Origin of the sequence: Dyadobacter sp. Leaf189, assembly GCF_001424405.1 — a bacterium.
In the GTDB taxonomy this organism is placed as follows: Bacteria; Bacteroidota; Bacteroidia; order Cytophagales; family Spirosomataceae; genus Dyadobacter.
In genome coordinates, this window is sequence record NZ_LMPS01000009.1 from 191,582 (window position 1) to 217,954 (window position 26,373).

A 26,373-nucleotide genomic window follows, 5' to 3' on the forward strand; every position below is an offset into this window, starting at 1 on the left:
CAAAATTGATCACATGAAATTTAGCGAATATAAAACCCTTGGGTTCACCAACTGGTGCGTAGAGAACAGGACTACGATCTACATCTTTACGTTCATTATTACGTTGGCCGGGTTTATGGTTTATAATAACCTGCCCAAAGAACAATTCCCGGATATCAAGATCCCCCAGATCTATATCAACACCGTCTACTTCGGTACTGCACCTGCGGATATCGAAAACACGATCAACAAACCCATTGAAAAGCAGCTGAAATCGCTGAGCGGGGTTAAAAAGATCAAGTCCAACGCATTGCAGGACGTATCCGTAATCCTGGTGGAATTTACCCCGGATGTTGCGGTTGAAGTTGCCTTGCAAAGAGTCCGCGATGCGGTGGATAAGGCGAAGACCGACTTACCCCAAAACCTCGACTCAGGCCCCACAGCTCAGGATGTGAACTTCTCAGAGTTCCCGATCATGAACGTGAACATTGCAGGTAACTACTCGCTGAAACAACTTAAACAATACGCAGAAGATTTGCAAGATGGCATTGAAGCACTGCCTGAAATTACCCGCGTGGATATCCTCGGCGCATTGAACCGCGAGATTCAGATCAATGTAAACCTGGACCGGATGAAGTCAACCGGACTTACCTTTTACGACATTCAAACTGCTGTTCAGGGTGAAAACATCAACGTTTCAGGCGGTGAGCTGAATGTTGACGGTGTAAGAAGAACTTTGCGTGTAAAAGGCGAGTACACCAATGTTGCCGATATGGCAAATATCCGCATTCGTACCGCAACTGGCGCGACGATCCGACTGGGCGATGTTGCCGATGTGAAAGATGATTTTGAAGAACAGCAGGATTTCGCACGTTTGGCCAACAAGTCTGTAATTACATTGAACGTGATCAAACGGTCAGGAGAAAACCTGGTGGACGCAGCGGACAAAATTGAAGCGACAATCGCAGACTATAAGGAAAACCGCTTCCCGCAGGGATTGGATATCAATATTACTGCTGACCAGTCCATTCAGACAAGAGCTGACCTGCACGATCTGATCAACACCGTTGTACTCGGGTTTATTTTCGTGGTAATGGTTTTGATGTTCTTTATGGGTGTGCGCGACGCGATTTTCGTCGGCTTGTCAGTGCCGCTTTCCGCACTCGTTGCATTCGTAATGATGCCGATTATCGGCCCGATGGTAGGTACCGAATTTACATTGAACACGATCGTACTGTTCGCGTTTTTGCTGGGGATCGGTCTGGTGGTGGATGATGCAATTGTGGTAATTGAAAATACGCACCGCCTTTTTAATCAACATAAAGACTGGACGATCCAGCAGGCTGTGAAGGCGGCTGCAGGCGAGGTATTTATCCCGGTTCTTTCAGGTACGCTGACTACGATTGCGCCATTCTTCCCGCTGCTTTTCTGGACAGGTATAGTCGGGGAATTCATGAAATTCATGCCGCTCACGCTGATTATCACGCTAGGCGCATCGCTTTTTGTCGCTTACGTGATGAACCCGGTATTCGCGGTATCATTCATGGGCCGCCACGATGATGAGAAAGAGGCACACGATACCAGCTTCAAAGCCATTCGCAGGCCTGTGATCATTCTGGCAGTAGCCGCAGCGATAGGTTACGTCATTGACCGCGGGCTTGGTAACTTCCTGGTGTTCATCCTGGTGCTATGGATGTTCAACCACTACATTCTGACACCAAGAGTGCTTGTTCCATTCCAGGACCGTTTGCTACCTGCATTGAAAAACAATTACCGCAAATTCATTGACTGGCTGCTGCACGGCTGGCGGCCTGTCATTGCGATTGTTACGATGCTGGTCATGCTGGTGGCTACATTCATCATCACCGGTATAGCGCAGCCTAAGGTATTGTTCTTCCCAAGCGGCGATCCGGATTATGTATATGTATATAACAAAATGCCGATCGGAACAGACGCCCGGGTAACCGACTCTGTTACCAAAATCATTGAAAAACGTGTTTTTGATGTTTTGGAGAAAGAGAAAGCAATGGATATGGTTAACTCGGTCATTGCCAACGTTGGTAAAAATGCCGGTGATCCGTACAACCCCGATCGTGCTGCGACGCCGCATAAATCGAAAGTGACCGTTGCATTTGTTTACGGAACCGAGCGTGGCGGAAGATCTTCCGAAGCTATTCTTCGCAAAATCCGTGAGGCAGTTACAGGTATCCCGGGCGCCGAAATTTCGGTGGAACGGGAAGCAGTAGGACCGCCAACCGGTAAGCCGATCTCCATTGAAATTTCAGGAGATGAATTTGACGAACTGCAAAAACTCGAAAAAAGCGTGATGCAGCGCGTTCAGCAATCGGGAATTGAAGGAATTGACCAGCTCCGTTCTGACCTGGTAACCAACAAGCCTGAAATTGTAATTGATATCGATCGTGAAAAAGCGCAGCGCGAAGGTATCAGCTCGCAGCAGATCGCCCTGGCAGTACGTACCGCATTGTTCGGTCTGGAAGTTTCGAAATTCCGTGACGATAAAGATGAATATCCAATCATGGTAAGGTTGAACAAAGACGATCGGGAACAAATTGAGAAGCTGCTCAGTCTGAATGTGGTTTACCGGGATATGAATATGGGAGGTGCATTGCGTCAGGTTCCGATTACCTCGGTTGCCAATATCCACTACTCGACTACGTTCAGCCAGATCAACCGCCAGGACCAGCGGCGGATCGTAACCCTGGGCTCCGATGTTTTGCCGGGGTATAATGCCAATGAAATCGTTGCGCAGATCCAGACGCTTATCGAAGATATGGAGGTACCAAACGGATATACGATTAAAATGGGAGGAGAGCAGGAAGAGCAAGCTGAATCTATGGCTTTCCTTGGAACTGCATTCGGGGCGGCGATCTTGCTCATTTACCTGATCCTTGCGACGCAGTTTAACTCGGTTGTCAAACCATTCATTATCTTCTTCACGATTGTTCTTTCACTGATTGGGGTATTGCTGGGTTTTGTGATTTTCAACAAAGACTTCTCCGTGATCATGTCCGGTGTGGGTATCATCGCATTGGCAGGTATTGTGGTAAAAAATGGTATCCTTCTGATCGAGTTTATCGAAGAGCTGCGTGGCAGGGGTTACCCGATGCGCGAAGCAATTATTGAGGGTGGCGCAATCCGCCTGACTCCGGTACTACTTACTGCTTCGGCCGCTGTATTAGGGCTTGTGCCGCTCGCATTGGGCATTACGGTCGACTTTGTTGGTCTGTTCCGCAACCTGGAACCCGACCTGGTTATCGGCGGACCGAGCTCAATCTTCTGGAACATCCTGGCGTGGACGATCATTTTCGGTCTTACATTCTCAACGGTACTGACACTGATCCTTGTACCCTGTATGTATTATGTCAATGAAAGAGTACGGGAAAAGTGGTTCAGAAAAGAGAAGCCGGAAGTGGTGAACCCGAACTGGCAGAATGAGACGATTTAGAAATTTTAAAAAAATGCTGCCTGTTTCAATTTTCTTCAAATTGGAATAGGCAGTATTCCAAAAATTCCTAGATTTGCAACCCCAAAGAGTTCGGGAACTGAGTTACTCAGTAAGTAATCTCGGGATGTAGCGCAGCCCGGTAGCGCACTAGCATGGGGTGCTAGGGGTCGCAAGTTCGAATCTTGTCATCCCGACAAGGCCTGGTCGAAAGACCGGGCTTTTTTGGTTTTAGAGTGAATTGACACCAGCTCATTGAGTTTTTGTTGGCAATACGAGCCAGAAGATCTGAATCTGACTATTTCAAGTGGTTACAGTTGGACTTCTGCCGACAAAATCATAGATTTCAGCCTTGTATTGCAATATTTAGATACTAAACACACTTAATAATGCTCTTTGACCCGCCCAAATTAGTCTTTCGTCCCATTACCAAGGAAGACACCTACTCCGTTTGTTTGCTACTCGAACAATTATCTGAATTTCCTGGCGGCGTGGATGCAATTGATTTAGAAGACAGCTGGAACAACTTTTCCGCACATCCTAATATTTACGGAGTGGTGGGAATTGCCGACGACAAGATCGCCTGCTACGGGAGTGTAATCATTGAATATAAAATCCGGGGCGGAAGGTCGGGCCATATTGAAGATATCGTTGTAGATCACCAATATCGGCGAAAAGGGTTCGGAGAGCTGTTGATATCACATCTTGTCAGTTACTGCGAAACGGCCGGATGCTACAAAGTAATTCTCGATTGCTATGAAGAAACGGTCCCGTTTTATAATAAGCTTCATTTCAAGGAAACTCATTTTGGAATGTCAAGATATTTGTGAGTTTTAAGTAGGACTTATGCTGACGAACGGAACAATTCTGACATTTATGCGCTCTTCGGAGAATCTTCCATGTTGTGTCGGCATACCCTTCGTCCATTTGGACGTAAGTATATAGTTGCCATCTCACTTTCGTTATTGCCAGGCAAGTGAATTCAACAAATCACCATTTAAAAGGAAATACCCTATCGGGTTTAAGTCCATATCATTATGATTCCATTTAACAAACCATATCTTACAGGAAAAGAAGCCCACTATCTTTATCAGGCTGTGCTGTCCGGCAAAATTTCCGGAGACGGGATCTTTACAAAAAAATGTCATTCCTTCTTTGAAGAGCGTTATGGCTTCCAGAAATCGCTTTTGACAACATCGTGTACCGACGCGCTGGAAATGGCCGCGATCCTGGTGAATATCGAGCCAGGTGATGAGGTGATCGCGCCTTCATACACATTTGTCTCTACTGTTAATGCTTTCGTATTGAGAGGCGCCAAAATTGTTTTTGTAGACTGCCTGCCCGATCACCCCAACATGGACGTGTCACAAATCGAAGCACTGATTACCAAGAAAACAAAGGTGATCATCCCTGTCCATTATGCGGGAATTGCCTGTGATATGGCTGGAATAATGGACCTGGCAGCAAAATACGGTCTTTTTGTTGTAGAGGACGCTGCTCAGGCCATCGACTCTTACTTTAATGGCAAACCTCTTGGTTCAATAGGTCACCTCGCCGGATTTTCATTTCATGAAACAAAGAATATCATTTCCGGAGAAGGCGGAATGCTAGCGATCAATGACTCCGGCATGACAGAACGTGCGGAAATTATACGGGAAAAAGGGACAAACCGGTCGCAGTTTTTCAGGGGAGAAGTAGATAAATACTCATGGGTTGATATTGGCTCATCATTTTTACCATCAGATATCATAGCAGCGTTTCTGTTTGCACAGCTTGAACACCTGGAAGATATTCAGGGCAAACGAAAGGAAATCTGGAATCTTTACGAAAAAGAGCTGAGACCACTTTCAGTTTACGGGGTGCAGCTACCCTACTTTCCTGAATACGCAGTCAACAATGCGCATATGTTTTACCTGGTCTGCAACTCAATCGACGAAAGAACCAGTTTGATCCAGTTACTGAGAGACAATGGAATTCTGTCTGTTTTCCATTATTTATCTTTGCACAAATCGACATTTTACTCGGAAAAACATGACGGGAGAGATCTTCCGGAAACTGACCGCTATGCAGATTGCCTGGTTCGACTGCCGCTATTCTATGAATTGGAAACGGAACAGATATTCAAAATTACTGACGTGATACTGGGATTCTACCACAACCGTTTTTCGGCATGATACTACACTTAATGCACGACGAAAAATTTTGTGATAACACCATCAACAATTTTGAAAAAGTAAATCCGGGCAATAATAAATATCTCGTGTTCAAAGCCGATAAAGACAGAGGGATTTTTCGGCATATCAGTCAGCCAGAGCTTACCTGTGAATATTTTTATGAACACGATAATTTAAATGATCATGTTACTGCTATGCCGGCAATCCGGGGCATCATAGCTCATTCCATAAGCGCGCTCACAGCGTCTGCTATTTCACAACTGCAACAAAGAATTAAGATTTACTGGATTGTCTGGGGCTACGATATCTATCAAATGCCGAGAATCCAGCCGGGATTATACGCACCGAAAACCCTGTCTTATTTAGCTAAGGAAAAGCCCCGGTTAGGCCTTCTCTGGACTATAAAAAAATACAAACCACTCCGATTTCTTTTCTACACTGCCCGAGGGAAAAAGAATGTCCTGAACTTACTGGAGTCGACACAAAAGGAAGTGGACTATTTTGTAACCTACATCCGGGAAGATTATGAGCTATTTAAAGAAAGATATCCCGATACCAAATGTAAATTCTTCAACGCAGCCTTTTTTGATCTGAATCAATATGTCGGTCAAGCTTTTATGGACAAGAGAATTGTTGGGAAAAACATACTGATTGGCAATTCAAATTCCACGGAGTCTAACCATTTGGATGTTATTCAGTTTTTCGAAAAAGTGCCTTTGGAAAATGAAACAAAGGTTTACATTCCCCTTTCCTACGGGGAGGGCGGCAGCTACAAAGAGGCGGTAACAAAAAGTGCTGAACAAGTGTGGGGCCCACGCTCATTTCCGCTGCTAGGCTTTATGCCTTTGCAGGAGTATGTCGAGATACTGTTGACCTGCGGCGTTGGTATCTTCTACCATTACAGACAGCAGGCAATGGGTAACATCATTGCCATGCTATGGCTTGGGGCACGCATTTATATGGCCGGAGTGAATCCTGCCTTCCAGTTTTTCAAAAGAATTGGTGTTCATGTATTTGATCTACAGCATGATTTTCAGAATTACGGGCTGAGCCCGCTGACTGAAAAACAAATTAGCACAAACAGAGCAATCCTGACGGAAGCATTCTCAGCTGAAAAAGTAGCGCAGGATTATGCGAATCTGGTCAGGAATATTTATGAATAACAATTTTTCATGTCACTGAAACAAAAAGCATTTGGAGCGGCAAAATGGACGTCTTTGTCGGCCGTCGCTACTTCCCTGATGCAGCTGTTACAAATTGTCATCCTGTCGAGATTTATTGACAAGGCAGATTTTGGTTTGATGGCGATCGCCATTTTTGTGATCGGACTTTCCCAGATATTTATGGATATGGGAATTTCAAATGCAATTATTCACAAAAAAGATGTCACGAAAGCCCAATTAAACACCTTGTTCTGGCTTAATATCCTTTCGGGTATATCCATTTACATTACACTATTTATCTCCTCCCCTTTCATTGCTGATTTTTATCGGGCTCCTGAACTTGTGAGCATTATCCGGTGGACGTCCGCTACTTATCTGATTGTCCCTTTTGGTCAGCAATTCGAAACTCTCCTGGTAAAAGAGCTTAACTTCAAATCGTTGTCCATCAGAGATGTAATTGGAAAAACAAGCGGCTTTTTGGTGTCTGTTCTGCTGGCATTTTGGCACTATGGCATTTATGCACTCGTGTACGCCAATTTTATCCAGGCGTCGGTATCTACCTTGCTGCTTGTAATCTATGGCTTGAAGGTTTTTAAGCCAAAATTCGATTTTGACTGGCACAGTTTAAAAGATGGAGGCTTCTTTTCATTTGGGCTCTTCCAAATGGGTGAGAAAACCGTTAATTATTTTAACTCTCAATTCGACACACTCCTGATCGGAAAACTCCTCGGCATGGAAGCTCTTGGAGTCTACAACATTGCCAAGACACTTGCATTTAAACCATATCAAATCATTAATCCGATTGTGACCAAGGTCGCATTTCCCGTTCTCGCAAAAATGCAGGATGATATCGAAAAGCTAAAACGCGCTTATCTTCAGATCCTTCGTTTACTCACTTATGCCAATGCACCTGTTTATGCAGCAATGATAATCTTTGCCAAGCCTCTGATTATCCTATTCTTTGGGGAGGCCTGGACTGAATCGATACCTTTTCTCAGAATTCTTGCCATAACAGCTCTTTGTAACAGCATCGGCAATCCTGTTGGGGCATTGTTACTGGCAAGAGGTCGGGCTGACTGGGGTTTCTACTGGAATCTGGGTATGCTGCTGTTTATGCCGCTTTGTATTTGGATGGGCAGTTTTTGGGGTTTAGAAGGTGTTGCGTGGGGACTTACCTTATTTAAGGTTGCAGTAATGCTTCCTGCGTGGGGCTTATTTGTATATCCCCTCTGTAAGGCTAAGTTTCTGGAATATTTCGGAAGTATTGGCAAGCCTATCTTGCTTGCTGCAATCAGTTCCGTTGTGGCCTATTTTCTTTCCCCATCCATGACCAATAATTATCTTGCACTGGGCATAGGGCTGGCAATACTCGGAGCTGTGTATGCTATCCTTGGAATGCTGGCTACAAACAAGCAGGAAAGAGCATCCCTGATGTTGTATTTTAATAACAATAGAAAAGCTGGCCCGTAAAATGATCTGATCATACTTTTGTTGCCCACTCTCATTTTAATGGCTTCAAATGCGGAGCCTGCATGCAAAAACGAGTTGCTTGGATGTACTACGCCATCCAAGCTGGCAAGCGAATTCCAGTCCTACATAAAAAGCTCCTTATAAAACCGCAACCCTTCCTCCGCCAGTTCGTCGGCGCTGTTTGCGAGTGGGCGCCAGATGCAGGCTGCCCGGGCCAGTTCTTTGGAAGGTTGGCCGAAAGTTTCTATTACCACAGCACCTTCGTACCCGATTTCCTTCAATGCGTCTCTGATACCTTCCCATTCAAGATGCCCGGTTCCAGGTGTTCCGCGGTCACTTTCGTTGCCTTGCACGTGGCAAAGCAACTCCTTTCCTATCTTCCGTATTGAAGCGGGAATATCCTTTTCTTCGATGTTGGAATGAAAGGTATCCAGAACGATTTTGAGACTTGAATGCGACACTTCGCGAACAATGGAGAGCGCCTGATCAACCGTATTGACCATATCGGTTTCAAACCGGTTCAAAGGTTCGAGTCCAAGCGTCACGCCTTCTGATTTGGCGATATCGCTTACTTCGTGCAGCGTTTCAATGCACCAGGCGCGTTCCTGCCGTTTTTGTTCTTCGGAAACAATCCTGGTTTTCCCTACGGCCGAATAAAGCGGTCCGCCAAAAACCGGGCTCTCCATCTCCGCAGCAATCCGAATGCAATCGGTAATGTAATCCCGCCCGATCTTTCGATTGGCAGGATCAGTGCTTGAAATGTCGCGTTCCGGTCCGAATGCGCCGCTGATCGTGATTTTAAGATCAAGATCCCTGCAGGCTTGCTTCACCAGCTTCCAGTCAATAAGCGTTTTGTCTTCAACAGCTATTTCAACAATGTCATAGCCAAAGCCTTTTACCTTTTCAAAAAGAGGAATATTGGCCGTGTAAAACGGTGAGAACCAGATAAATGTACTTGCGCCAAAAAGCATTTCAGTTGATTTTATTCTTCAAAACTTGGCACATCCACTCGGATACCCCCATTCATTGCAGACTCATGCGCGCATATTCCTGCGCAGGTGTAGTTAGCAGCCAATGCCGCATCCACAGCTGAATCGCGCTCTTCGATGATCGCGGCTACAAACTCCTGTACCAAATGCGGGTGTGAGCCCCCGTGACCCGCTCCCTGCAAAAACGATACGTGATTCGGATCGTCAATTTTTTCACGCTTTGTAAAATGTTTGATCGGTTCAATCAAAAGCTCGTCAGTGTCGGGTACGTCAATGCGTTTTGCATTTTCGCCTCCATCAAAAATCACATGGCTTTCATCCTGCAGCTGCTCCCATTCAAAGGACATTTTAGTGCCATACACATCGTAACTCTCGCGATACTGGCGCACCACGTCAAAAAGTGACCTCGTCGCTTCTGCAACAACATCTGAATTTTTGAGTGTAAAAGTGGCAGTTTCAACAGCAAACGGAGATCCGTATCTGCTCGCCAGGTCTTCCGAAAGCCGGCCTGATCCGTGGCAAACTACTGTTTCAGCAATCGTATTGTTGATCTTTAATAATGGCGAAATGGCGTGCGTTCCATTCAGCATCGGGGGATACCCTTTCCAGTATTCACCCCAGCCTTCCATGCTCATATCCTGAATGTGCGAGCCGCGCACAAACTGAATACGTCCAAGATCGCCACTCTCCGCCAGTTTCAATCCATATAAAAACTCACGCGTATAAAGCGCCGTTTCCATCATCATATATACTTTTTTGGCTTTCCTTTTAGCAGCTACGATCGCTTCGCAGTCCTCTTTCGTCATGGCCATCGGGATTGTGCAGGCTGTATGTTTTCCTGCATTGAGCGAAGCCAGCGTCATGCGTGCATGCTCAGGAACTGGTGTTACGATATGGATTGCATCTACATCGTCCCGCTTCGGAACATCTTCGAAATGCTCAAATACCAGGTTGCTATCGAGGTTGAACTTCGCTGCCAGTTCATCCCGCGTCTCTTTGCTGCGTGTACATATTCCGACAGCTTTGATATTTGGATGACTTTGGTAAATAGGGATAAATTCCTTCCCAAAACCCATTCCGACAATAACTACTGTGATCTGTTTCTGACTCATGCTATGCTAAATTAATTTTCAAAAATTCTAAATCTCTATCTGAATTCCCCGGGCTTAAGCCCGGGGTAATGGATTGGAGCGGCGCTTTGCGCCTCGCCATATTTCTGCATTGACCTGCGGTCAATGCACATCCATTTCCGTCGATTTCAATCGACGGAAGAAGCCCCCGCCCCCGCACCCGCACCCGCCGAGCCGCCGGCTGCCCATTGCACGGCATTGCGGATCATGGTTTTGTAGGGTTCGATGGTGTGTGATGCTGCGTCGTGGCCCAATGCAATCCCTACAATTCTGCCTTTTGGATATTTGACGATGAACAAACTGGGATAGGTATTCTCGGAAGTGGTTGCTTTCCCTGTTGCCAGTATCTCAATCGGAGTTGCAGCCGGGTCCGTTTTGAAGTAGTACAGCTCGTCGTCAAGATGGAAAGTAGCCGGGATACCTTTCGTTAATGGATGTTTTTTGTTTGTGATCGTAACATCGAAAGGTCCGTACTTATCATGACCGCGCGAACCTCCGCCCACCAGTTTTGCATTGTATTCAGGCCAGTCTTTCCAGTTGTACCAAATCGCAGGATGCGCCAGGATCATGCCTTTTCCAGCATCAGCAAAAGCGAAAATGGCTTTTCTGGTAGCTTCATCGGCAATGGGCTGGTTGTTTGCCAAAAACAGCACATCCGTTTCCGGAAGCTGCGACAAAATACTGGCAGGATCGCTGGTGTAAGTCACTTTCGCCAGTCCGCCTTTTTCCAGGGTAGCTACATCTTCCTGTTTGTACCAGCGGTCAAAATCGTGAGAGGAGCCGCCACCGACCATCAAAACCCGGATGGTCTTTTTAGGCGGCAAACCTCCATTTTCTGCTAATAAATATCCTGTTGACAATACAACCGCGACGAGCAGCAGCACCAGTTTTTGAATGGATCTGAACATAAATCGTATTTGAAGTTTACAAAATGCTTGTTTGTTATCTGGTAACCCGGAGAATTCCGTTCATCCCGCGCCAGTGTCCCGGAAATGTACATACATAGGGATAATCGCCAGGCTCATTTGGAACGGTAAATTCAAGAGTAACTGTCTCACCGGAGCTCACGAGCCGGGTTGAATGCAGTACCTCCGGAATTTTGGGCACATACTGCTTTTCAGCCGCCTGCGGATCACGCAACATTTCGTCTGCCGCCTTTCCAACTTTCTGCAAAGTTCCCGGCTTGATGATCAACAGATTGTGCTGCATTCCGTCGGGGTTTTCAAGGTTAATGACCACTTTCTGGCCGGCTTTTACATTAATCAGCTTTTTGTCAAACTGCATGATCTCCTTCTCTACTTTCATCTCAATGACCGTAGCGCCAGACTTTGTGCCGGCTGACTTGGTCTCAGTAACAGCGACTTCTGACTTTCCTTCTTCCGGTTTGTTGAATTCCAGGCTGGCTTTCTGAAAATTGCCTGCAAAGCCAAACTTACCCTCGTACTCGCCGATGTTATTCTCCCCTTCCATATCCTCGCCTGTTCTTACCGTATTTTCAAGCGGCATTGCAAAAAGCATGTGCGCCTTTCCTTCGGCAGCAGGTTTCCCGTCAATGTTAATGAAGATCTTCCCATCCTTTTTCAAGCCCGCTTCCACATCAAACTTCTCCGGAAGCGGTTCCTTTGTGACAGCTTTGGATAACATGCCATGCTGCTTTACAGCCATAATCAGCTTTCCATCCTGAATATAAAGTGCATATCCGCCTTCCTTGCCGCCCTGTCCCGCGATAAATCCCTGCAAAGCGCGGTCTTTTCCTTTCGCCACACTCGCCTTAATGGTAATTTCCTTTCCGGTTACATCCGGCGGGAATTGAAGACTTCCTCTTCTGCCCAAAACATAAACCTCTTTCTTTAATGCGCTCGCAATCTGGTCCGCCAGTGCAGACTTACCGGTTTGCCCGGCCGAAGCAGCCATAAAGCCATTTTCGTGCTGGATACCCGCGGCCAGTAATGCTTTTGATAACCACTTATCCTTTGCATTTTCCGCATCCAGTGAAGCCTGGTAAACAGCAGCACCGATTTTGTCGGAAGCAGGCATTTCTATCAAAGCAATAAAAACCGCCAATCTTGTGTTCAGATCAGGATCTTTCATCAGCTTTTGTAATTGCTCAAAACTCTGCTCGTTCTTCGGAAGTACCGACGCAGCTGCCTTGCGAACACCTGGCGCAGGATGTGAAAGTGCTTTATTCACCACTTCCAGACTTTTCAGATCAGATCCGTCCATTACACCCAGGCCGTGCAAAGTCCACAATGCATGTACAGCCGGACTGTTCAATCCGATTTCGTCCACTTTCTGATTCTCAATAATTTTGTACAGATCAGGTACTACCGACCGCTTGCCTGACTCAACCAGCAGTCGCTGTGCTGTCATTCTCCAGAACATATTATCGTTTTCCAAAGCCGCAACCAAACCTGGCAGATCGTCTTTGGAGAGTTTCAGCGGCGCAGCTTTCTTTCCGTTTTTATAAACAACCCGGTAAATGCGCCCGTGATTGAGGTCGCGCATCGGGCTGCTGAATGCATTACCCTGTCCGTGCGGCTGCTCTTTGAATGGGATAATAAATTCCGCCGGCGACTGCGCAGGTACGAATACATTGTGCTGGATAATGAAGTTGTACCAGTCCGAAACCCAGACAGCCCCGTCCGGACCAACCTCGGCGTGCACCGGGCCAAACCATTCATCGGAGCTGGCCATGAAATTCCAGCCGTCTTTCTCCTTGAAACCAGCGCCGTCCTTTTCAATAATAGCTTTGTGGACCAGCCTGATCGTAGGTTCAGCTACGAATGCAATGCGGTTCCAGTATTCTTTTGGAAATGCGCGCGCTGTGTAAAAATGGTGACCGGCAGCAGAAGTATATCCCCCTACCACATCCACCTGACGCAGGTTCGGCGTCATCGAATGCGCATCATAATGCCCGTCTATTTTCTGTACCGACTGGATACCCGGCTCCTCACTTTCAACGGAACGCTGCAGGTATTTGGCCGCCATGGAATAATAGGCGCTGTGCGTATTGTTCGCGGTTGACAAAAAGACGTTGTTGTCTTCTGTTACCCCCAGCCCCCAGGTGTTGTTGCTGCTACTGCCAAGGTATGCAAAGTCTTTCCCGTCGGGTTTGAAATGGTAAACACCCTGCGAGAAATTATAGGCTTTTCCATTGATATTACCTTTAAAACCCGAGTACCCGTTTACGCCCCAGATCTTGTTGTCAAAACCATATTGCAGATTGGACGGACCGGCGTGGGTATCGTTTTTTCCCCAGCCAGTCATAATTACCTCGCGTACATCGGCCTTATCATCTCCATTGGTATCTTTCAGGAAAACAAAATCAGGCGCCATGGAAACGATGATTCCGCCATTTGAAAAGACCATACTGGTGGGAATATTGAGCTTATCTGCGAAAACAGTAAACTTGTCTGCCTTACCGTCGCCGTCTGTATCCTCACAGATCTTGATCCGGTCATTGGCGGCTCCGTCAGTTTCCTTAAATGTGTTCGGATAATCCACAGACTCTACCACCCACAATCTCCCACGCTCGTCCCACGCCATCGCGATCGGATTGGTAATGTCAGGTTCTGCGGCAAAAAGCTGTATTTCAAAACCAACAGGTACCTGCGTCAGTTTGTTCGACTCGGCAGGCGGCAGTGATTCCTGCATTTTGGGCACTACGTGTCTTTTGGTATAATGTGCGATCGTGTCGGCGTCATAAATATCCGGGTCAGGGAGTTTCAATGCGGCAATGCTTTTTTGAACATTGTCCCCCACCGCCCAGAGTACGCCGTTTCTGACCAGGTCTAAAAAACCACGATTGGTCCAGGTACTGTCTTCGTGCCCATAAGCGGTATAAAATACCCGGCCTTTTCCTTCATTTCTGACCCAGGTATAAGGTTCGTGGTGATCGCCTTCAACCCTTTCAGCCAACACTGTTTTATCGGGGTTCAGATTCTTGTGTACATAGGTTTCATCCCAGGTCTCGAAGTCCGTAATACCCTTTATTACCGGATGTTCGGGTTTTAAAATGGTGTTTTTGAAAGTACCTACCTTATGTGAGGCAAACTGTCCGCCCACTGTTTTGATATACCATTGCGAATTCCTGAAACAGCCTGTTGCTGAATGCAATGGGATTAAACCTTTGCCGCTTTCAACAAAAGCTTTCATAGCGCTTTCCTGGGCAGGAGGAAGTGAATCATGGTTTGCGTAAATGATCAAACCATCGTATTTGGAAAGATTTTCGGCAGTGATATCGCTGAGATCGGCGGTATAGGTCATATTGATCCCGCTCCTGAACAGCTTGATCGCCAGCCAGGGCGCGTACTTACCCGAATCGTGGTGTTTGCTGTTGTGTCCCAGGAACAATACCTCAGCACGTCGCGCCGATCCGGAACCTGCATTGCTGCCTGTGTTTCCGGAAGGGTTCCGGGCGCAGGATACAATGATAATTGCGGCAATAGTAATCAGAATGTTTTTCTTCATCAGATAAGAATTCAGGGTTTTGGCCCTTGTCCCTCGCGGGTTTGGGAAATAAGTCATGCAGGTCTGGCGCGGCCAGCGTGGCGCGGCCAGCGTGGCGCGGCCAGCGTGACCGAGTCAGACCTGCATGAAAAGGACTATAAATCGATTTTTTGAACGGGCGAGAAGATCATATCTTCCACATCCTTGATTTTCACACCAATCCTTGCAAATACATAACCCTGAGCAGGTACAAGCGCCGGTACATTCACCGACATAGTGATATTGTTCAGGTCTTTAATGTTCGCAGATGCAAGATCGGTTGTGCCAATATTGGTTGCCCGCGAAACAAAGTTTGTTTTATTAACATACAAAGACACCTGTTCTACTGCTTTTGCATTCGCACCGGTTACAATTTGTTCCAGCTTTAATGAAGCTGAAACTTTGCCTTCGCCTCCATTGAAGGACGGATTGCGGATCATAAAGTAAGGCTGCACTTCCACGTCAAGTGTCTGGTTTCCATTCACCGTAACATAGACCGTATCCTTTTTCGCAGCATCCTGCTGAATGGTCCGGAATGGGCCGCGGCCGGCAGGGAAAACGAGTTTATAGTTTCCATTAAAAAGCAGCGCCGAGAAGCGGCCTTCCTGGTCAATGGGTGCGTCGATGGGAGCGAGCTTACCGAAGCCAGGCTGCCAGAGCTGCATCCGGACCTGATTGAATTCCACGCCAATGGGTTCGCCATTATATACAATGCGACCGGATAAGGTAGACTTGGGTGCCGTGAAATTATCTTTGTCACAAGACATTACCCCCAGTCCGAGTAATAATATAGCTAGAAGCTGAACTGTTACTTTCATGATCTGATATTTTAAAATGCCTTAATGATTAGGGTTACGGACGATCTTCGGATTGTTGTTGATCACATCGTCGCTGATGTAGGAATAATAATTCCCGAGCTGGAACCTGTCTGCACCAGTTACGCGGCTCAAACGAGTTACTTTGTAAATCCATTTTCCATTCGTAGGCGAGCCGGGATTGTAGATTTTGTAAGGCCAGAGTCCGTAAGGCTGGGTATTGCGCTTGGTAGCTTTGCCAAGATCCTTGGAAAGTTCTGCAGGCGCAATCGCGTTTCCGTCCATGATCAGGTGCGCAATGCGCCATCTTTTCATATCGTAGAGATAATGTCCTTCAAAAGCCAGCTCTACGCGTCTTTCATGTACAATGCGGTCGAAATTGATCTCGGAAGATTTCAATGGCGTGACCAGCCCGGCACGTGCGCGTACCATATTCATGTACTCGGCTGCAACTGCGGGTTGTCCTAGCTCAAATGCTGCCTCAGCTGCATTCAAAAGCACTTCTGCGAAACGGTATCTTACCAGCCAAACCTCACTGTTAACCCCGCGCTGACCTGAACCTACAACCGGATCTAGGTATTTGCGCAGGTAAAAACCTGTTTGTGCAGTGAATTCAAAACCGTCGATAGGTCCGTCAAAACCGACTACCTGCTCGGGTACTGTTTTGCCGGGCAATGTTTTTTGTGCACCGCGGTCGTCGCCGCTTACGATGGTTCCATTCCCTAACTGAAAACCAGCCCAGATATCCACGGCTCTTCCTTTGAAGGTAGTGCCGGGCAGCATTACAGTCCCGGCAAGACGCGCATCTCTTCCTGCGAAGATATCTACCTGGTTATCGTAGTAAATAGGTGCGCCTGTTGCATTGGTGGTAGGGATTGGGGCAAAAGTATTGTCGAGTTTCTCAAAAGCCTCAACAAAATTCAGGGAAGGATTAATACGGCCGCCTTCCTCTTCCTCGGCACCATACCTCGGCTGGTTCCAGCCTGTAAAGTAATGCACCTTGCCACTTTGCAGCTTGTAATCCTCCACAAAAATCACCTCCGGATTATTCGCCTTATCATAAAATATGCTCGCGAAGTTTTCAGACAGATCAGGTTTTTTGGTATAAAGTGCATAAGTACCTGCCGAGCCGGTTATGATTTCCTTTGCCGCTGCCAGCGCTTTGGTATAATAACCTTGTGACATGGAAGCAGGGATACCAACTTCGCCGCCTGACAGCATCACAGAAGGTGTATTCACGCCGTATTTGGCGATAGAAGCGGCATACAATGCGGCGCGCGCCTCCATTGCAAGTGCTGCGCCTTTGGTAGCGCGCGATTTTTCACCTGCATTTGAAGGCAAGTCTCCCTTAATCGCTTCTGCCTCTGCGATTACAAAATCATAGATCTCGGATTCTTTGGCACGTGGGCGTTGCAGGTAAGTCGGATCGCCGCTGAAATCGTAGGTAAGCGGTTCCAAAATCAATGGAACACCGCCCATTCTTTTCACCAGCTCAAAATAATATGATGCACGCAGAAACCTCGCTTCTGCCAGAAAGCGGGCTTTTACCCCTGCGTCCAGCTTTTCGGAAGCGCCGCATTTTTGAATAAACAAATTCATTTCCCTGATGTAACCATAATCCCAGGCGCCCCAGGAACGAACATCCCAGCCCGAGTTCTGAAAAGCATTGTAGCGTCCTGCTTCCGACCAGAATGCCTCATTGAAGTCGCCCACTGTCATCCAGCCGGGGATATCGTTGATCGTTTTGAAAGTTGAAATATCGACATAACGGTTGTACAAATCCCCCAGCACCGAGAGTATCTGCTCTTCACTGTTCCAGATTTGTTCGTCAGTCAGGATATTGGTGGGTGGGCGGTTGAGGAATGCGTCGTCGTCGCAACTCCAGCCCAGCATTAAAACAGCGATCAGTAAAGTATAAAATCTCCTTTTCATTTGAATCTGACGGTTTTTAGATTGAAAGATTGATACCCACATTCACAAACTTGGCTTGCGGATATTGAAGTCCGTTTTCGTCAGCCACTTCCGGGTCTATACCGAACTCTTTCAGGTTATCGATTGAAAACAGGTTATATCCATTGATATAGAAGCGGGCTCTTTGCATTTTGAGCTTTTCCAAAACCGATTTCGGCAGCGAGTACCCCAGTTCCAGTGTGCGCGCACGGATGTATTTCACATTATGCACCCAGAAAGTGGAGTTCTTATTGTTGTTGCTGTGCGAGCCGTCGTTGTAGCGCAATGCAGGATATTTGCCCGGGATCCATTCACTGTTCAGATCGAAAGGATCTTTGCGGTGCCACCTGTCAAGGAAGATACTGTTGAGGGCGCCGTCATTCTGATAAGCCCAGCGTTGTTCCCAGTTCTGGTTCCAGGTGTACATTCCGCCCCCGGAAAAGTCAGCTGCAAGCGTAAATCCTTTCCAGCTTACCGACAGGTTCAGACCAAAGTTGATGTTAGGCTGGCCATTTGTAGTGTAACCAATCGGCCTTTCGTCGAGGTTATTGATCACATTATCCCCATTTATATCCTTGTAAATCAAATCTCCCGGAAGCAAAGTGCGGTTTCCCTGTCCGTCGATATTAACCGGATATTCAGAGATCTGCTGCTGCGACTGGAACTGGCCAACCGTTTCATAACCCCAGAAAATGTTGTCGTAGCGATTCTCCCGCGAAGCACGGTACTGATCCTGTGCATTGTTGAAGATCGGCTTGTAAGAAGACACAAACTTGGTCCTTGAAAATGATACATTACCACCAATCGAGTAATTAATATCCCCAGATTTTCCATTGTATGTCAATGCACCTTCCCAGCCTTGCTGCGAGTCACTGTTTACATTTTCTTCCGGCAGCGCATACCCTAGCTCGCTTGGCACGAGCAGGTCGTACTTACGTCCGAGCAGACCTGTGCGCAGTCTGTAAAAATAATCCACCGAACCAGTCACTTTCGTGCCCAGTAAAGAGAAGTCTGCCCCAATGTCCGTGATCTTGCTTTTAAACCACGAAATATTGTTGATGATCTGACCTTTATCCCTGGATGTAACAACCGCATTGCCGCTCAGGATCACATTTCCCTGGTTGTAGTTGTAGCCGGGCAGGTAAGCATAGGGACTTAGAGGGTTGTTCGGATCATTGTTAAAGAGGATATTATCATCTCCCAGAATACCGTAAGAAGCCCTGAATTTAAGATCATCCAGAATGCTCCGCGAGCCCAGCAGGTCCTTGATAAATTTCTCTTCGGTAATTCTCCAACCCACAGAAGCAGACGGGAATGTACCAACCCGGCGATCCGGAGCAAACTTCCATGAAGCGTCGCGGCGGGCAGAAAGTTCAAGATAATACTTACCGCCATAATCATAATTTACTCTACCGATATACCCTATACGCGCAAGCTCCGATTCCGAATCATTGTAGGTATCCATGGTCGGGAAGTAGATCAGAGGAAGCACATTGGTTTTGGGAACTGCATGTACCCATTGATCCTGTACCTGCTCTTCCTGCCGCTCCGCCACGAAAGTTGCGCCTACGGTATGTTTGCCAAAAGTGTTGTTGTAATTCAACTGACCCTGATACACATTCCGCATCACCTTCCTGGTACCACGCTCTCTCCACGGGTTTGTACTTCCGCCGGTCACGGTGTAGGTATCTTCGGTTGGATTGTAGGTGTAGGCTTCGTAGGTATACTCGTGCCCGTTCATCACACGGTCGGCGATGTAGTAGGAGTACATTCCTTTCGCTACCAGTCCTTTAATGCCCGGAATGGTGTACTCTCCCGTAAAGTTGGTTTGCAAAACACGCCAGTACTCCGTCCAGTAACCTCCCAACTTTTTGTTATTGTAAGCCCAGTTGGTCTCATTGTGTTTGATATCATTCAGATAATTAGGATTATCGTTGGCGTAAGGCCGCTCGAAAGGACGGTTTCTCAGGATCGCAAAGCGGGGCAGCCAGTAATCATCGCCACCCGGGATACCAGGCTGATCACGGTTTTCAATGCGACCGTTGATCTGCACACCCAGTTTCAGCCGATCTGTAATTTTCGCATCTACATTACTCTGAATGTTGGTTCTTTTAAATGTAAACTCTCGTCCTAAAACAGCAAACTGTTTCAAATGCGTCGCAGAAATGTAGTAGCTGATCCTGTCGGAACCGCCGGTCATGTTCATGTTCAATGAATAGAGCGGCGCATTCTTTTTAATGATAAAATCCTTCCAGTTAAATGTCTGGTAACCAGGCTCCGTACCAGCTTTGTATTTTTCGAGTTCGGCAGGTGTAATGGACGTCTTACCGTATTGGTTCATTTCCGCCTCTGCCCGGCCGAGCATCCATTGGTACGAATCGTTAACCACATTCGGGAAGCGCGACCAATTTTGCCAGCCTGTGTATGCGTCAATATTGACGGTATTTTTAGTCCCGTTCTTTCCACGTTTGGTTGTTACCACCACAACGCCATTTGCCGCACGAACACCATAAATAGCCGCAGAAGCATCTTTCAGCACCGAAATGCTTTCTATATCGTTGGGAGAAATGTTGTTGAACTGACCAGCATCCTGCTGTATACCATCAATTACAAACAGCGGGTTACCCATATTCCGGATCTGCACGTTAGCACTTGCGCCTGGACGGCCGTCGGGCATACGGAATGTAACGCCCGGAATTTTACCTGCCAGGCCCGAGCTTACCGTGGAACCACCATGTACACGCTCGATATCCTTACTCGTCACAGTGGAAATAGCGCCGGTAAGTGATTCTTTCTTTTGGGTACCATAACCTACCACAACTACTTCTTCCAGTGCTTTATCATCTACTTTCAGGGCCACATCCACTTCCGTTTGTCCCTCATTAACAATGATTTCACGCGACAGAAAGCCTACAAACGAAAAGATCAGCGTGGCTTCTCCATTCGGAACAGTAAGTGAGAATGCGCCTTTTTCGTCGGAAGAGGTTCCCGTTTGTGTACCTTTTAAAACAATGCTGACACCGGGTAATGCAACGCCGGCTTCATCTTTAACTGTCCCGCGAAGGGTGCGATCCACCGCTTGTGCCACGTCCGGGACTACCTCGGGCTGCACCACGTCAGATACCTTCACTGGCGTCTTGTCAGGCTTGATCACAATCAGATCTTCACTTACCTTATAGCTAAGCTGCAGCGGTTTCAGCAGCTGGTCGAGCACCGAAGCCAATTGCGTGTTGGTTACCTTAATGGTCGCTTTCCTGTCAGATTGGATCAGCCTGGAACTGAATACAAACTTGATGTTTGTTTGCTTTTCGAGCTCTTTTAAAACTTTTTTAACATCCTGATTCTGAATATCAAGAGTTACCTTCTGGGTGAGAGCCGACTGTGCCCTGCCGTCAACTGCCCACGACACTCCGGCAAACAGGCACACCAGAAAACATTGCAAGACGGTTATACGCATAAGAGTTATGAGCAGGTCATCGGTTCGTCGAACTTTTTCCATATTTTTGATTGATTTGTTGGTTAAGGCGATTTATTCAACAATATCTTCCCGGGCGGCCACTTGCTGTGGCTGCGAGTAATTAGCGTTACTTTCGGGAATCCGAATCAGTCATGTGGCAGCATGGCTGATTTTTTTTCGACAGTATGGCTCTATGTCATTTGTATGTTAGGTTTGAGTGATAGGACTTACTGACTCCGGCAATACTCATTTAATTTTGCTATTTGCACCCATTGCCCGTGATCCTGACCTGATCCCCATTGATCTCGTAAGTAGCGTCAATGGCATTGCATATCACAGCCAATTTCTTGCTGAAAGGTTGTCCGACCAAAGTGGCAGTTAGCGGACATTTTTCCAGCGCATCGACATTATAAATGATCTTCACATTATAAGCTGCTTCCAGCGCCTTGAAAACTTCGGTCACCGGGGTTTCGTCAAAAACAAAAAGCTGTGACGAGATATCCTGCTGATCAAGCTCCCTGATGCTGGCTTCCACAGGTTTAAGCACCTTTCCGCTGCCGGCTGTCAATGCAATGCGCTGGTCGGGATAAAGAATAAAACCCTTCTTTTCTGCATTGCTTACTTCCATTTCCGTAGCGCCGGTACTTACCGGAAAAACGGTAACCTTCCCCGTTTTCACTTCCACTTTCACCTGACCCGTTTTTTCTCTCGCATCTACACTGAAACTGGTACCTAATACTTTCGTCACAATTCCCCGTGAGTACACCAGGAATGGTTTTCCGGGATCTTTAACAATTTCAAAAAAGCCTTTTCCAACTAAGGTAACTTCCCTTTTCTGGCCGGTTTGCATTTTCTGATAGCTGAGCTGCGAGCCCGGATCCAGCACTACGGAACTACCGTCGGGCAGTAACACAATGCGTTTTGCCGCCGATGCATTAACTACCTCGATTGATCCTTTACCAGCAGGCGCAACTTTTTGTCTCAGGGAAATCATTTCGCCTGGTCGAAGGAAATACCAGAAGCTCATTGCGCCTATCCCGCAGATCAATGCCACCGAGGCTGCTACCCTAAGCCAGCGCCAGGCGTGCACTACGGGCTTTTCCTCTTCGGCTGCAACAGGTTCCTCCACGTACATGCTGTCTTCCACTACCTTCCACATTTTGCTGCTCTGCGCCTCTGTTGGCCTGTTTCTGCCTGTGTCCTCTGCCAGCAAATAAATATACTCCCTCGCTGATTCGACAGTTTTCGTCTTTTCAGGATATTGTTCCAGAAAGCCTTTCCAGTACGCATCGCTCTCTGCATCGGGATTCAAAACCCAGGCAATGAACGCATCGTGCCTGATCAGGTCCGTCAGAGAATAAGGAGTGTATTTCATTTGGGTAAAGAGGCTGAATGCCCTCCAAATACAAAGAGCGGAGATGTGCGGATTTGACCTCTTTGAAATGAGATTATTTTTACAAAAAATTTTAAAAAATGGGCAATGCGCAGATAATCAGGAGGAAGTTGATGATAAAATTCTGCGTCTGCCTGAAAGCAGTGAGGGCTTTATAAAGAAAATTGCGGACCGACTTTTCATTTACACCCATAATCTGCCCGATTTCTTCAATGCTGAATTCGTCGAAATAGCGGAGTGTTATCGCTTCCAGCTGTCGCTCGGGGAGCAATGCGAGCAGTTCCCGGATTCGCTGCGCACGGATCAGGTTGGATTCGGATTCGATCAGTAACGTTTGGGAATCCGAGAATGAAAGCGGCATGATATCCGGCTCACTGAGGTCGGTGATCTCTTCGGTGGCGGGGTACTTGTCGAGCGTCTGGTGAATGCGCCGGCGCAATGTCCGGTATAGATAAAATTTAATCGAAGAAATGTGCTCTGTGAGGTTAGCCCTCAAACGCCAGATATCAATAAAGATATCCTGAATAGCATCTTCGGTTACGGCAGTGTGCGTGGTCAGCTTGCAGCCGTAGTTATAAAGTGTACGGTGATACTTTTCGAAGATAAACGTAAACGCCTGCTCATCCCCTTGCCTGAGCGCGAGCCAGAGCTGCTGCTCGGTTTCCCACCTGCCAAAAGTATCCTCTGTGACCAACGTGTTCTTTTTTAGACAAAGTTTAAGGCAACGAAATTATACTATAAATACTATTTAATATCAATCTATTTACATAAATAAAATCCGGAAGCTTGCATTTAAAATACTGCTTCCGGACTGCCTGTTTAAGGCTGTTTACCGCAGGGTAAGTGATTTAAAATTGCGCGTCAGGTCGGTAAGTGACTGCTCCACGCCCATTCTTTCCAGCGACGACGCACCTACGAAACCGTGGACATCTGTTTTCTCTAAGATTACCCTCACATCCTCGGGCGTATTAACCGGTCCGCCGTGGGCAAGAAAGAACAAATCAGGGTTTACTTCTTTGCCCGCTTCCATGATCGCCTGTGTTGCTTCCACAGCCTGGTCCATTGAAACTGATGCATTGACCACACCAATCGACCCTCCTACGGTTGTCCCCACGTGTGCGATAATCGCGTCTGCGCCGGCCTCAGCCATTTGCCGGGCTTCTTCGGGCTTGGCTACGTAGACAATGGAGAAAAGATCCATTTTGGTAGCAAGCCGGATCATTTCGACTTCTTTCTCGAAACCCATTCCCGTTTCTTCCAGCACTTGCCTGAAATGCCCGTCTACAATCGAGTGAGTGGGAAAGTTATTTACACCTGAAAATCCCATTTCCTTTACTTTCAGCAAATGGTGCCACATTCTCCGTCGCGGATCAGAACCGTGCACGCCGCAAATGACAGGCACTTCCTCTACTACCGGCAGTACTTCAAACTCGCCAATCTCCATTGCCACTGCATTGGCATCACCATACGCCATTAACCCGGCGGTAGAGCCGTGCCCTGCCATTCTGAACCGGCCCGAGTTATAGATAATGATCAGATCGGCACCTCCTTTTTCAATAAACTTCGCACTGATCCCGGTACCGGCACCGGCAGCGATAATGGCTTTTTTCTGGTTGACAGTAGCCCGCAGGCGCTCGTTGACCTCCTGTTTGGTGTAAGGATTTCCCTTACCTGTCCACGGATTTGGCATAGTATAATAATGAGTTATAAAAATGAAAATCGGTATGTATGCTATTTCTGGTTGAGCAGCGCCAAAAGCCGGGTTACCAATACTTCGGCAAATGCCGCATCATTGATGTGCATATCGCATTGTATAATTTGTTCTTTCGAGCCGATGTGTTTTTCCACTGATTCAAGCAGGGCAAGATCTGCTTCCGGGTCATGGAAAATGCCTCCTCCGCTATCTACCTGCGAGATACCTTGCAATGGAAATACAAACTGCACCGGACCGCCGGCTGCATTGATCTTCTCAGCGATTTCTTTCCCCAGCAGTGCGTTTTCTTTCGCATTGGTCCGCATTAACGTTACATCAGGCGCCCAGCTGTACAGCTTTCTGTCCTGATACTTTTCAGGAACAGAATCCAAATGTGCGAAATTAACCATATCGAGGCAACCCGGAACTACAATCTGCGGGATACCCAGCTCACTGGCAGCAGTAAGACGAGCAGGACCTGCGCTGCATATTCCGTCACAGAGGTTATCTGCCAGCTCGGTAGTAGTAATGTCGAGCACCGCTTCAAAACAGCCTTCCCGGATCAAAGCTTCCATTGCTTTTCCCCCCACTCCATTGGCATGAAAAGCAAGAACTTCATATCCTTTCTCCCGAAGCAGCGCCGTACATTGGTCTACGCACGGCGTTGTGTTCCCAAACATGCTCACCGCGATACTTCCCCTCGCACTCACCCCGGCCAGTTGCGCCGAAGCTGCCATGGCGCAGATAGCGCCCGCAGCCTGGGTAATCAGCAGCCGGAGTATGCTGTTCAAGCCTGCCACATCAACAATGGACGGCATCAGCGTAATATCTTTATGACCAATCTGCCTTGTAAGGTCTTTTGTTGCCAGCGTACTGAGGCACAACTTGGGAATTCCGAGCGGGATTTCCTGCATGGCTGACAGGGTAATGTAAGTGCCGCCGCCGCCGCCCATTCCGATTGCACCTTTGATCCGGCCACTTTCAACCAATTGGCGCACGACGCGTGCTGCGCCCCGGCCCATTACATCCATTGCATAACCCCTGTCGCGCCTTGTACGCAGCGCTTCAATGGTTGCTCCTGCTTCGGCAACGACCTGGGCGGCTGTAAAATCTACCGGAAAAGCGGGCAATGCAGCAAGCACTCCGGTATCAATTGTTATCACCGTTTCACCCAGATTTATAATGCATTCTCTGAGGTAAGAAAAAGCTTCACCCTTGGTGTCGAAGCAACCGATAATTAAGATGGATTTGTCAGTCATGAAATGTTGCTGGTTCCGGCAGATAAACCTGTGCTAAAACAAAGAAAGGGCGGAACCGAGTCCGCCCTTTAAAATTATCGTAAAAATTTCTCTTTCATCAGCTGTGCTTTGAAATTACCCACATCCAGTTTGCAGGCCAGTAGTCTGTGCTGATACCGTCGTGTTTTACAATGCGTTCATTCACCACTTCGTAGCCGGTCAGGTGTCCGCCATGGCTTTCTACATCCGCCTTTGCGTAGTTGTATAATTGCAGCCATACTTCGGCACTGATGTTGTCCTGCGAGACAAATGTGAGCTGCTTCCATTTAGGATCTGTGGAGTTGTTAACATAGCGAAGCAGGAGGTAATGCTTAAATGTGTCGTTGTTAAGCGACATAACAGCGCGTTTACGATTTTTCATGAGTGAGGTAGATTTGATCGGTTTACGGCAATGTGACGAATATTGAAATAGTTCTACACATAACAGTCAAACTAGGTTTATTCACACTTATCGCTAGAAAAATTGATATCCCGTATGGCACGAGATTTGAAGCTGGCTCGTACTACGTTATAAAAAGAACTACTGATGGTGACGCTAAATTTTGTTAAAGGCGATTGGGTGAAAGAAAAGAATGGATCGAGGGTAATGCGGGTAGATGAATATCAGATCGTGGAAACGGTACAACATGCAAACGGAAGTCATTCAACTCCGGTTGCCAGGCGGGCTTATAGCGGAAAAGTGTGGTGTACGTGGGTGAATGAAAACAAAACGGTGGTAACGCAACCCTTTTGGCAAGACGATCTGGAACTGGCATCGCCAACTGATTAATGACATCATGCATTTGAATCAAACACACTATGATTTAAACAAAAAGAGGGTGTCTCAATTTAAAACCGTGGCACCCTCTTTCGTTTGAATTATTCGGGCAGAAAATTATCGGTCGATATCCTTCATCAAAAGCTAAAAGGCT

At 47.1% G+C, this 26,373-nt stretch carries 18 protein-coding genes and 1 tRNA gene; 7 read left to right on the plus strand and 12 right to left on the minus strand.

Annotated elements, in window-relative coordinates:
- Positions 1–13: 13 nt before the first annotated feature.
- The 6 genes from ASG33_RS25225 to ASG33_RS25250 all read left to right on the plus strand — a co-directional run bounded on the left by ASG33_RS25225 (position 14) and on the right by ASG33_RS25250 (position 8,249).
- Positions 14–3,445 (plus strand): efflux RND transporter permease subunit, encoded by a 3,432-nt coding sequence (locus tag ASG33_RS25225; protein WP_056292257.1) that lies wholly within the window; start codon positions 14–16, stop codon positions 3,443–3,445.
- Positions 3,446–3,565: 120 nt separating this feature from the next.
- A tRNA-Pro gene (locus ASG33_RS25230) sits at positions 3,566–3,639 on the plus strand.
- A gap of 192 nt (positions 3,640–3,831) precedes the next feature.
- The gene (locus ASG33_RS25235) at positions 3,832–4,272 is read left to right on the plus strand and encodes a GNAT family N-acetyltransferase (RefSeq protein ID WP_056292260.1); all 441 of its coding nucleotides are present in this window, start codon (positions 3,832–3,834) and stop codon (positions 4,270–4,272) included.
- Between the two features lie 207 nt (positions 4,273–4,479).
- On the plus strand, positions 4,480–5,616 hold the full coding sequence (rffA, locus tag ASG33_RS25240; RefSeq protein ID WP_056292265.1) for a dTDP-4-amino-4,6-dideoxygalactose transaminase: 1,137 nt from the start codon (positions 4,480–4,482) through the stop codon (positions 5,614–5,616).
- Positions 5,613–6,779, plus strand: coding sequence for a TDP-N-acetylfucosamine:lipid II N-acetylfucosaminyltransferase (locus tag ASG33_RS25245; protein ID WP_082489404.1), 1,167 nt, complete (start codon positions 5,613–5,615; stop codon positions 6,777–6,779). The genes rffA and ASG33_RS25245 overlap by 4 nt, the downstream gene beginning before the upstream one ends.
- Positions 6,780–6,788: 9 nt before the next feature.
- Positions 6,789–8,249 carry an MOP flippase family protein gene (locus ASG33_RS25250; protein ID WP_056292271.1) on the plus strand — a complete coding sequence of 487 codons (1,461 nt, stop codon included), beginning with the start codon at positions 6,789–6,791 and terminating at the stop codon, positions 8,247–8,249.
- Positions 8,250–8,371: 122 nt separating this feature from the next.
- Here ASG33_RS25250 and ASG33_RS25255 read toward each other — a convergent pair whose 3' ends face one another.
- The 12 genes from ASG33_RS25255 to ASG33_RS25310 all read right to left on the minus strand — a co-directional run bounded on the left by ASG33_RS25255 (position 8,372) and on the right by ASG33_RS25310 (position 25,823).
- A complete protein-coding gene (locus tag ASG33_RS25255) occupies positions 8,372–9,220 on the minus strand; it encodes a sugar phosphate isomerase/epimerase (RefSeq protein WP_056292273.1) in 849 nt (282 codons plus the stop codon).
- A gap of 11 nt (positions 9,221–9,231) precedes the next feature.
- Positions 9,232–10,350 (minus strand): Gfo/Idh/MocA family protein, encoded by a 1,119-nt coding sequence (locus ASG33_RS25260; RefSeq protein WP_056292276.1) that lies wholly within the window; start codon positions 10,348–10,350, stop codon positions 9,232–9,234.
- Between the two features lie 146 nt (positions 10,351–10,496).
- Positions 10,497–11,276, minus strand: a complete 780-nt coding sequence (locus ASG33_RS25265) for a ThuA domain-containing protein (protein WP_056292279.1) — start codon at positions 11,274–11,276, stop codon at positions 10,497–10,499.
- 34 nt (positions 11,277–11,310) lie between these two features.
- Positions 11,311–14,838 (minus strand): PVC-type heme-binding CxxCH protein, encoded by a 3,528-nt coding sequence (locus ASG33_RS25270; protein WP_056292283.1) that lies wholly within the window; start codon positions 14,836–14,838, stop codon positions 11,311–11,313.
- 134 nt (positions 14,839–14,972) lie between these two features.
- Positions 14,973–15,674, minus strand: coding sequence for a DUF3823 domain-containing protein (locus ASG33_RS25275; protein ID WP_056292286.1), 702 nt, complete (start codon positions 15,672–15,674; stop codon positions 14,973–14,975).
- Positions 15,675–15,695: 21 nt separating this feature from the next.
- The gene (locus ASG33_RS25280) at positions 15,696–17,603 is read right to left on the minus strand and encodes a RagB/SusD family nutrient uptake outer membrane protein (RefSeq protein WP_056292287.1); all 1,908 of its coding nucleotides are present in this window, start codon (positions 17,601–17,603) and stop codon (positions 15,696–15,698) included.
- Positions 17,604–17,619: 16 nt separating this feature from the next.
- Positions 17,620–21,078, minus strand: a complete 3,459-nt coding sequence (locus tag ASG33_RS25285; protein WP_229238860.1) for a TonB-dependent receptor — start codon at positions 21,076–21,078, stop codon at positions 17,620–17,622.
- A 259-nt stretch (positions 21,079–21,337) separates the two neighbouring features.
- The gene (locus ASG33_RS25290) at positions 21,338–22,453 is read right to left on the minus strand and encodes a FecR family protein (RefSeq protein WP_056292293.1); all 1,116 of its coding nucleotides are present in this window, start codon (positions 22,451–22,453) and stop codon (positions 21,338–21,340) included.
- A gap of 91 nt (positions 22,454–22,544) precedes the next feature.
- On the minus strand, positions 22,545–23,165 hold the full coding sequence (locus ASG33_RS25295) for an RNA polymerase sigma factor (protein WP_056292295.1): 621 nt from the start codon (positions 23,163–23,165) through the stop codon (positions 22,545–22,547).
- A 135-nt stretch (positions 23,166–23,300) separates the two neighbouring features.
- A complete protein-coding gene (locus ASG33_RS25300) occupies positions 23,301–24,161 on the minus strand; it encodes a phosphoenolpyruvate hydrolase family protein (RefSeq protein WP_056292298.1) in 861 nt (286 codons plus the stop codon).
- Between the two features lie 41 nt (positions 24,162–24,202).
- Entirely contained in the window at positions 24,203–25,423 is a 1,221-nt protein-coding gene (locus ASG33_RS25305) for a Tm-1-like ATP-binding domain-containing protein (RefSeq protein WP_056292301.1), read from the minus strand.
- A gap of 97 nt (positions 25,424–25,520) precedes the next feature.
- Positions 25,521–25,823 (minus strand): hypothetical protein, encoded by a 303-nt coding sequence (locus tag ASG33_RS25310; protein ID WP_056292305.1) that lies wholly within the window; start codon positions 25,821–25,823, stop codon positions 25,521–25,523.
- A 165-nt stretch (positions 25,824–25,988) separates the two neighbouring features.
- Here ASG33_RS25310 and ASG33_RS25315 point away from each other — a divergent pair, with 165 nt between their 5' ends.
- Complete coding sequence (locus ASG33_RS25315; protein ID WP_056292306.1) at positions 25,989–26,231, plus strand: hypothetical protein; 243 nt, start codon at positions 25,989–25,991, stop codon at positions 26,229–26,231.
- Positions 26,232–26,373 lie beyond the last annotated feature (142 nt).

Excerpts from the sequence above, each read along its gene's own strand:
- ASG33_RS25275 (WP_056292286.1), bottom strand. The coding sequence starts at position 15,674 with ATGAAAGTAACAGTTCAGCTTCTAGCTATATTATTACTCGGACTGGGG.
- ASG33_RS25260 (WP_056292276.1), bottom strand. The coding sequence starts at position 10,350 with ATGAGTCAGAAACAGATCACAGTAGTTATTGTCGGAATGGGTTTTGGG.
- ASG33_RS25250 (WP_056292271.1), top strand. The coding sequence starts at position 6,789 with ATGTCACTGAAACAAAAAGCATTTGGAGCGGCAAAATGGACGTCTTTG.
- ASG33_RS25310 (WP_056292305.1), bottom strand. The coding sequence starts at position 25,823 with ATGAAAAATCGTAAACGCGCTGTTATGTCGCTTAACAACGACACATTT.
- ASG33_RS25290 (WP_056292293.1), bottom strand. The coding sequence starts at position 22,453 with ATGAAATACACTCCTTATTCTCTGACGGACCTGATCAGGCACGATGCG.
- ASG33_RS25265 (WP_056292279.1), bottom strand. The coding sequence starts at position 11,276 with ATGTTCAGATCCATTCAAAAACTGGTGCTGCTGCTCGTCGCGGTTGTA.
- ASG33_RS25280 (WP_056292287.1), bottom strand. The coding sequence starts at position 17,603 with ATGAAAAGGAGATTTTATACTTTACTGATCGCTGTTTTAATGCTGGGC.
- ASG33_RS25300 (WP_056292298.1), bottom strand. The coding sequence starts at position 24,161 with ATGCCAAATCCGTGGACAGGTAAGGGAAATCCTTACACCAAACAGGAG.
- rffA (WP_056292265.1), top strand. The coding sequence starts at position 4,480 with ATGATTCCATTTAACAAACCATATCTTACAGGAAAAGAAGCCCACTAT.
- ASG33_RS25315 (WP_056292306.1), top strand. The coding sequence starts at position 25,989 with ATGGTGACGCTAAATTTTGTTAAAGGCGATTGGGTGAAAGAAAAGAAT.
- ASG33_RS25285 (WP_229238860.1), bottom strand. The coding sequence starts at position 21,078 with ATGCGTATAACCGTCTTGCAATGTTTTCTGGTGTGCCTGTTTGCCGGA.
- ASG33_RS25305 (WP_056292301.1), bottom strand. The coding sequence starts at position 25,423 with ATGACTGACAAATCCATCTTAATTATCGGTTGCTTCGACACCAAGGGT.
- ASG33_RS25245 (WP_082489404.1), top strand. The coding sequence starts at position 5,613 with ATGATACTACACTTAATGCACGACGAAAAATTTTGTGATAACACCATC.
- ASG33_RS25235 (WP_056292260.1), top strand. The coding sequence starts at position 3,832 with ATGCTCTTTGACCCGCCCAAATTAGTCTTTCGTCCCATTACCAAGGAA.
- ASG33_RS25255 (WP_056292273.1), bottom strand. The coding sequence starts at position 9,220 with ATGCTTTTTGGCGCAAGTACATTTATCTGGTTCTCACCGTTTTACACG.
- ASG33_RS25270 (WP_056292283.1), bottom strand. The coding sequence starts at position 14,838 with ATGAAGAAAAACATTCTGATTACTATTGCCGCAATTATCATTGTATCC.
- ASG33_RS25225 (WP_056292257.1), top strand. The coding sequence starts at position 14 with ATGAAATTTAGCGAATATAAAACCCTTGGGTTCACCAACTGGTGCGTA.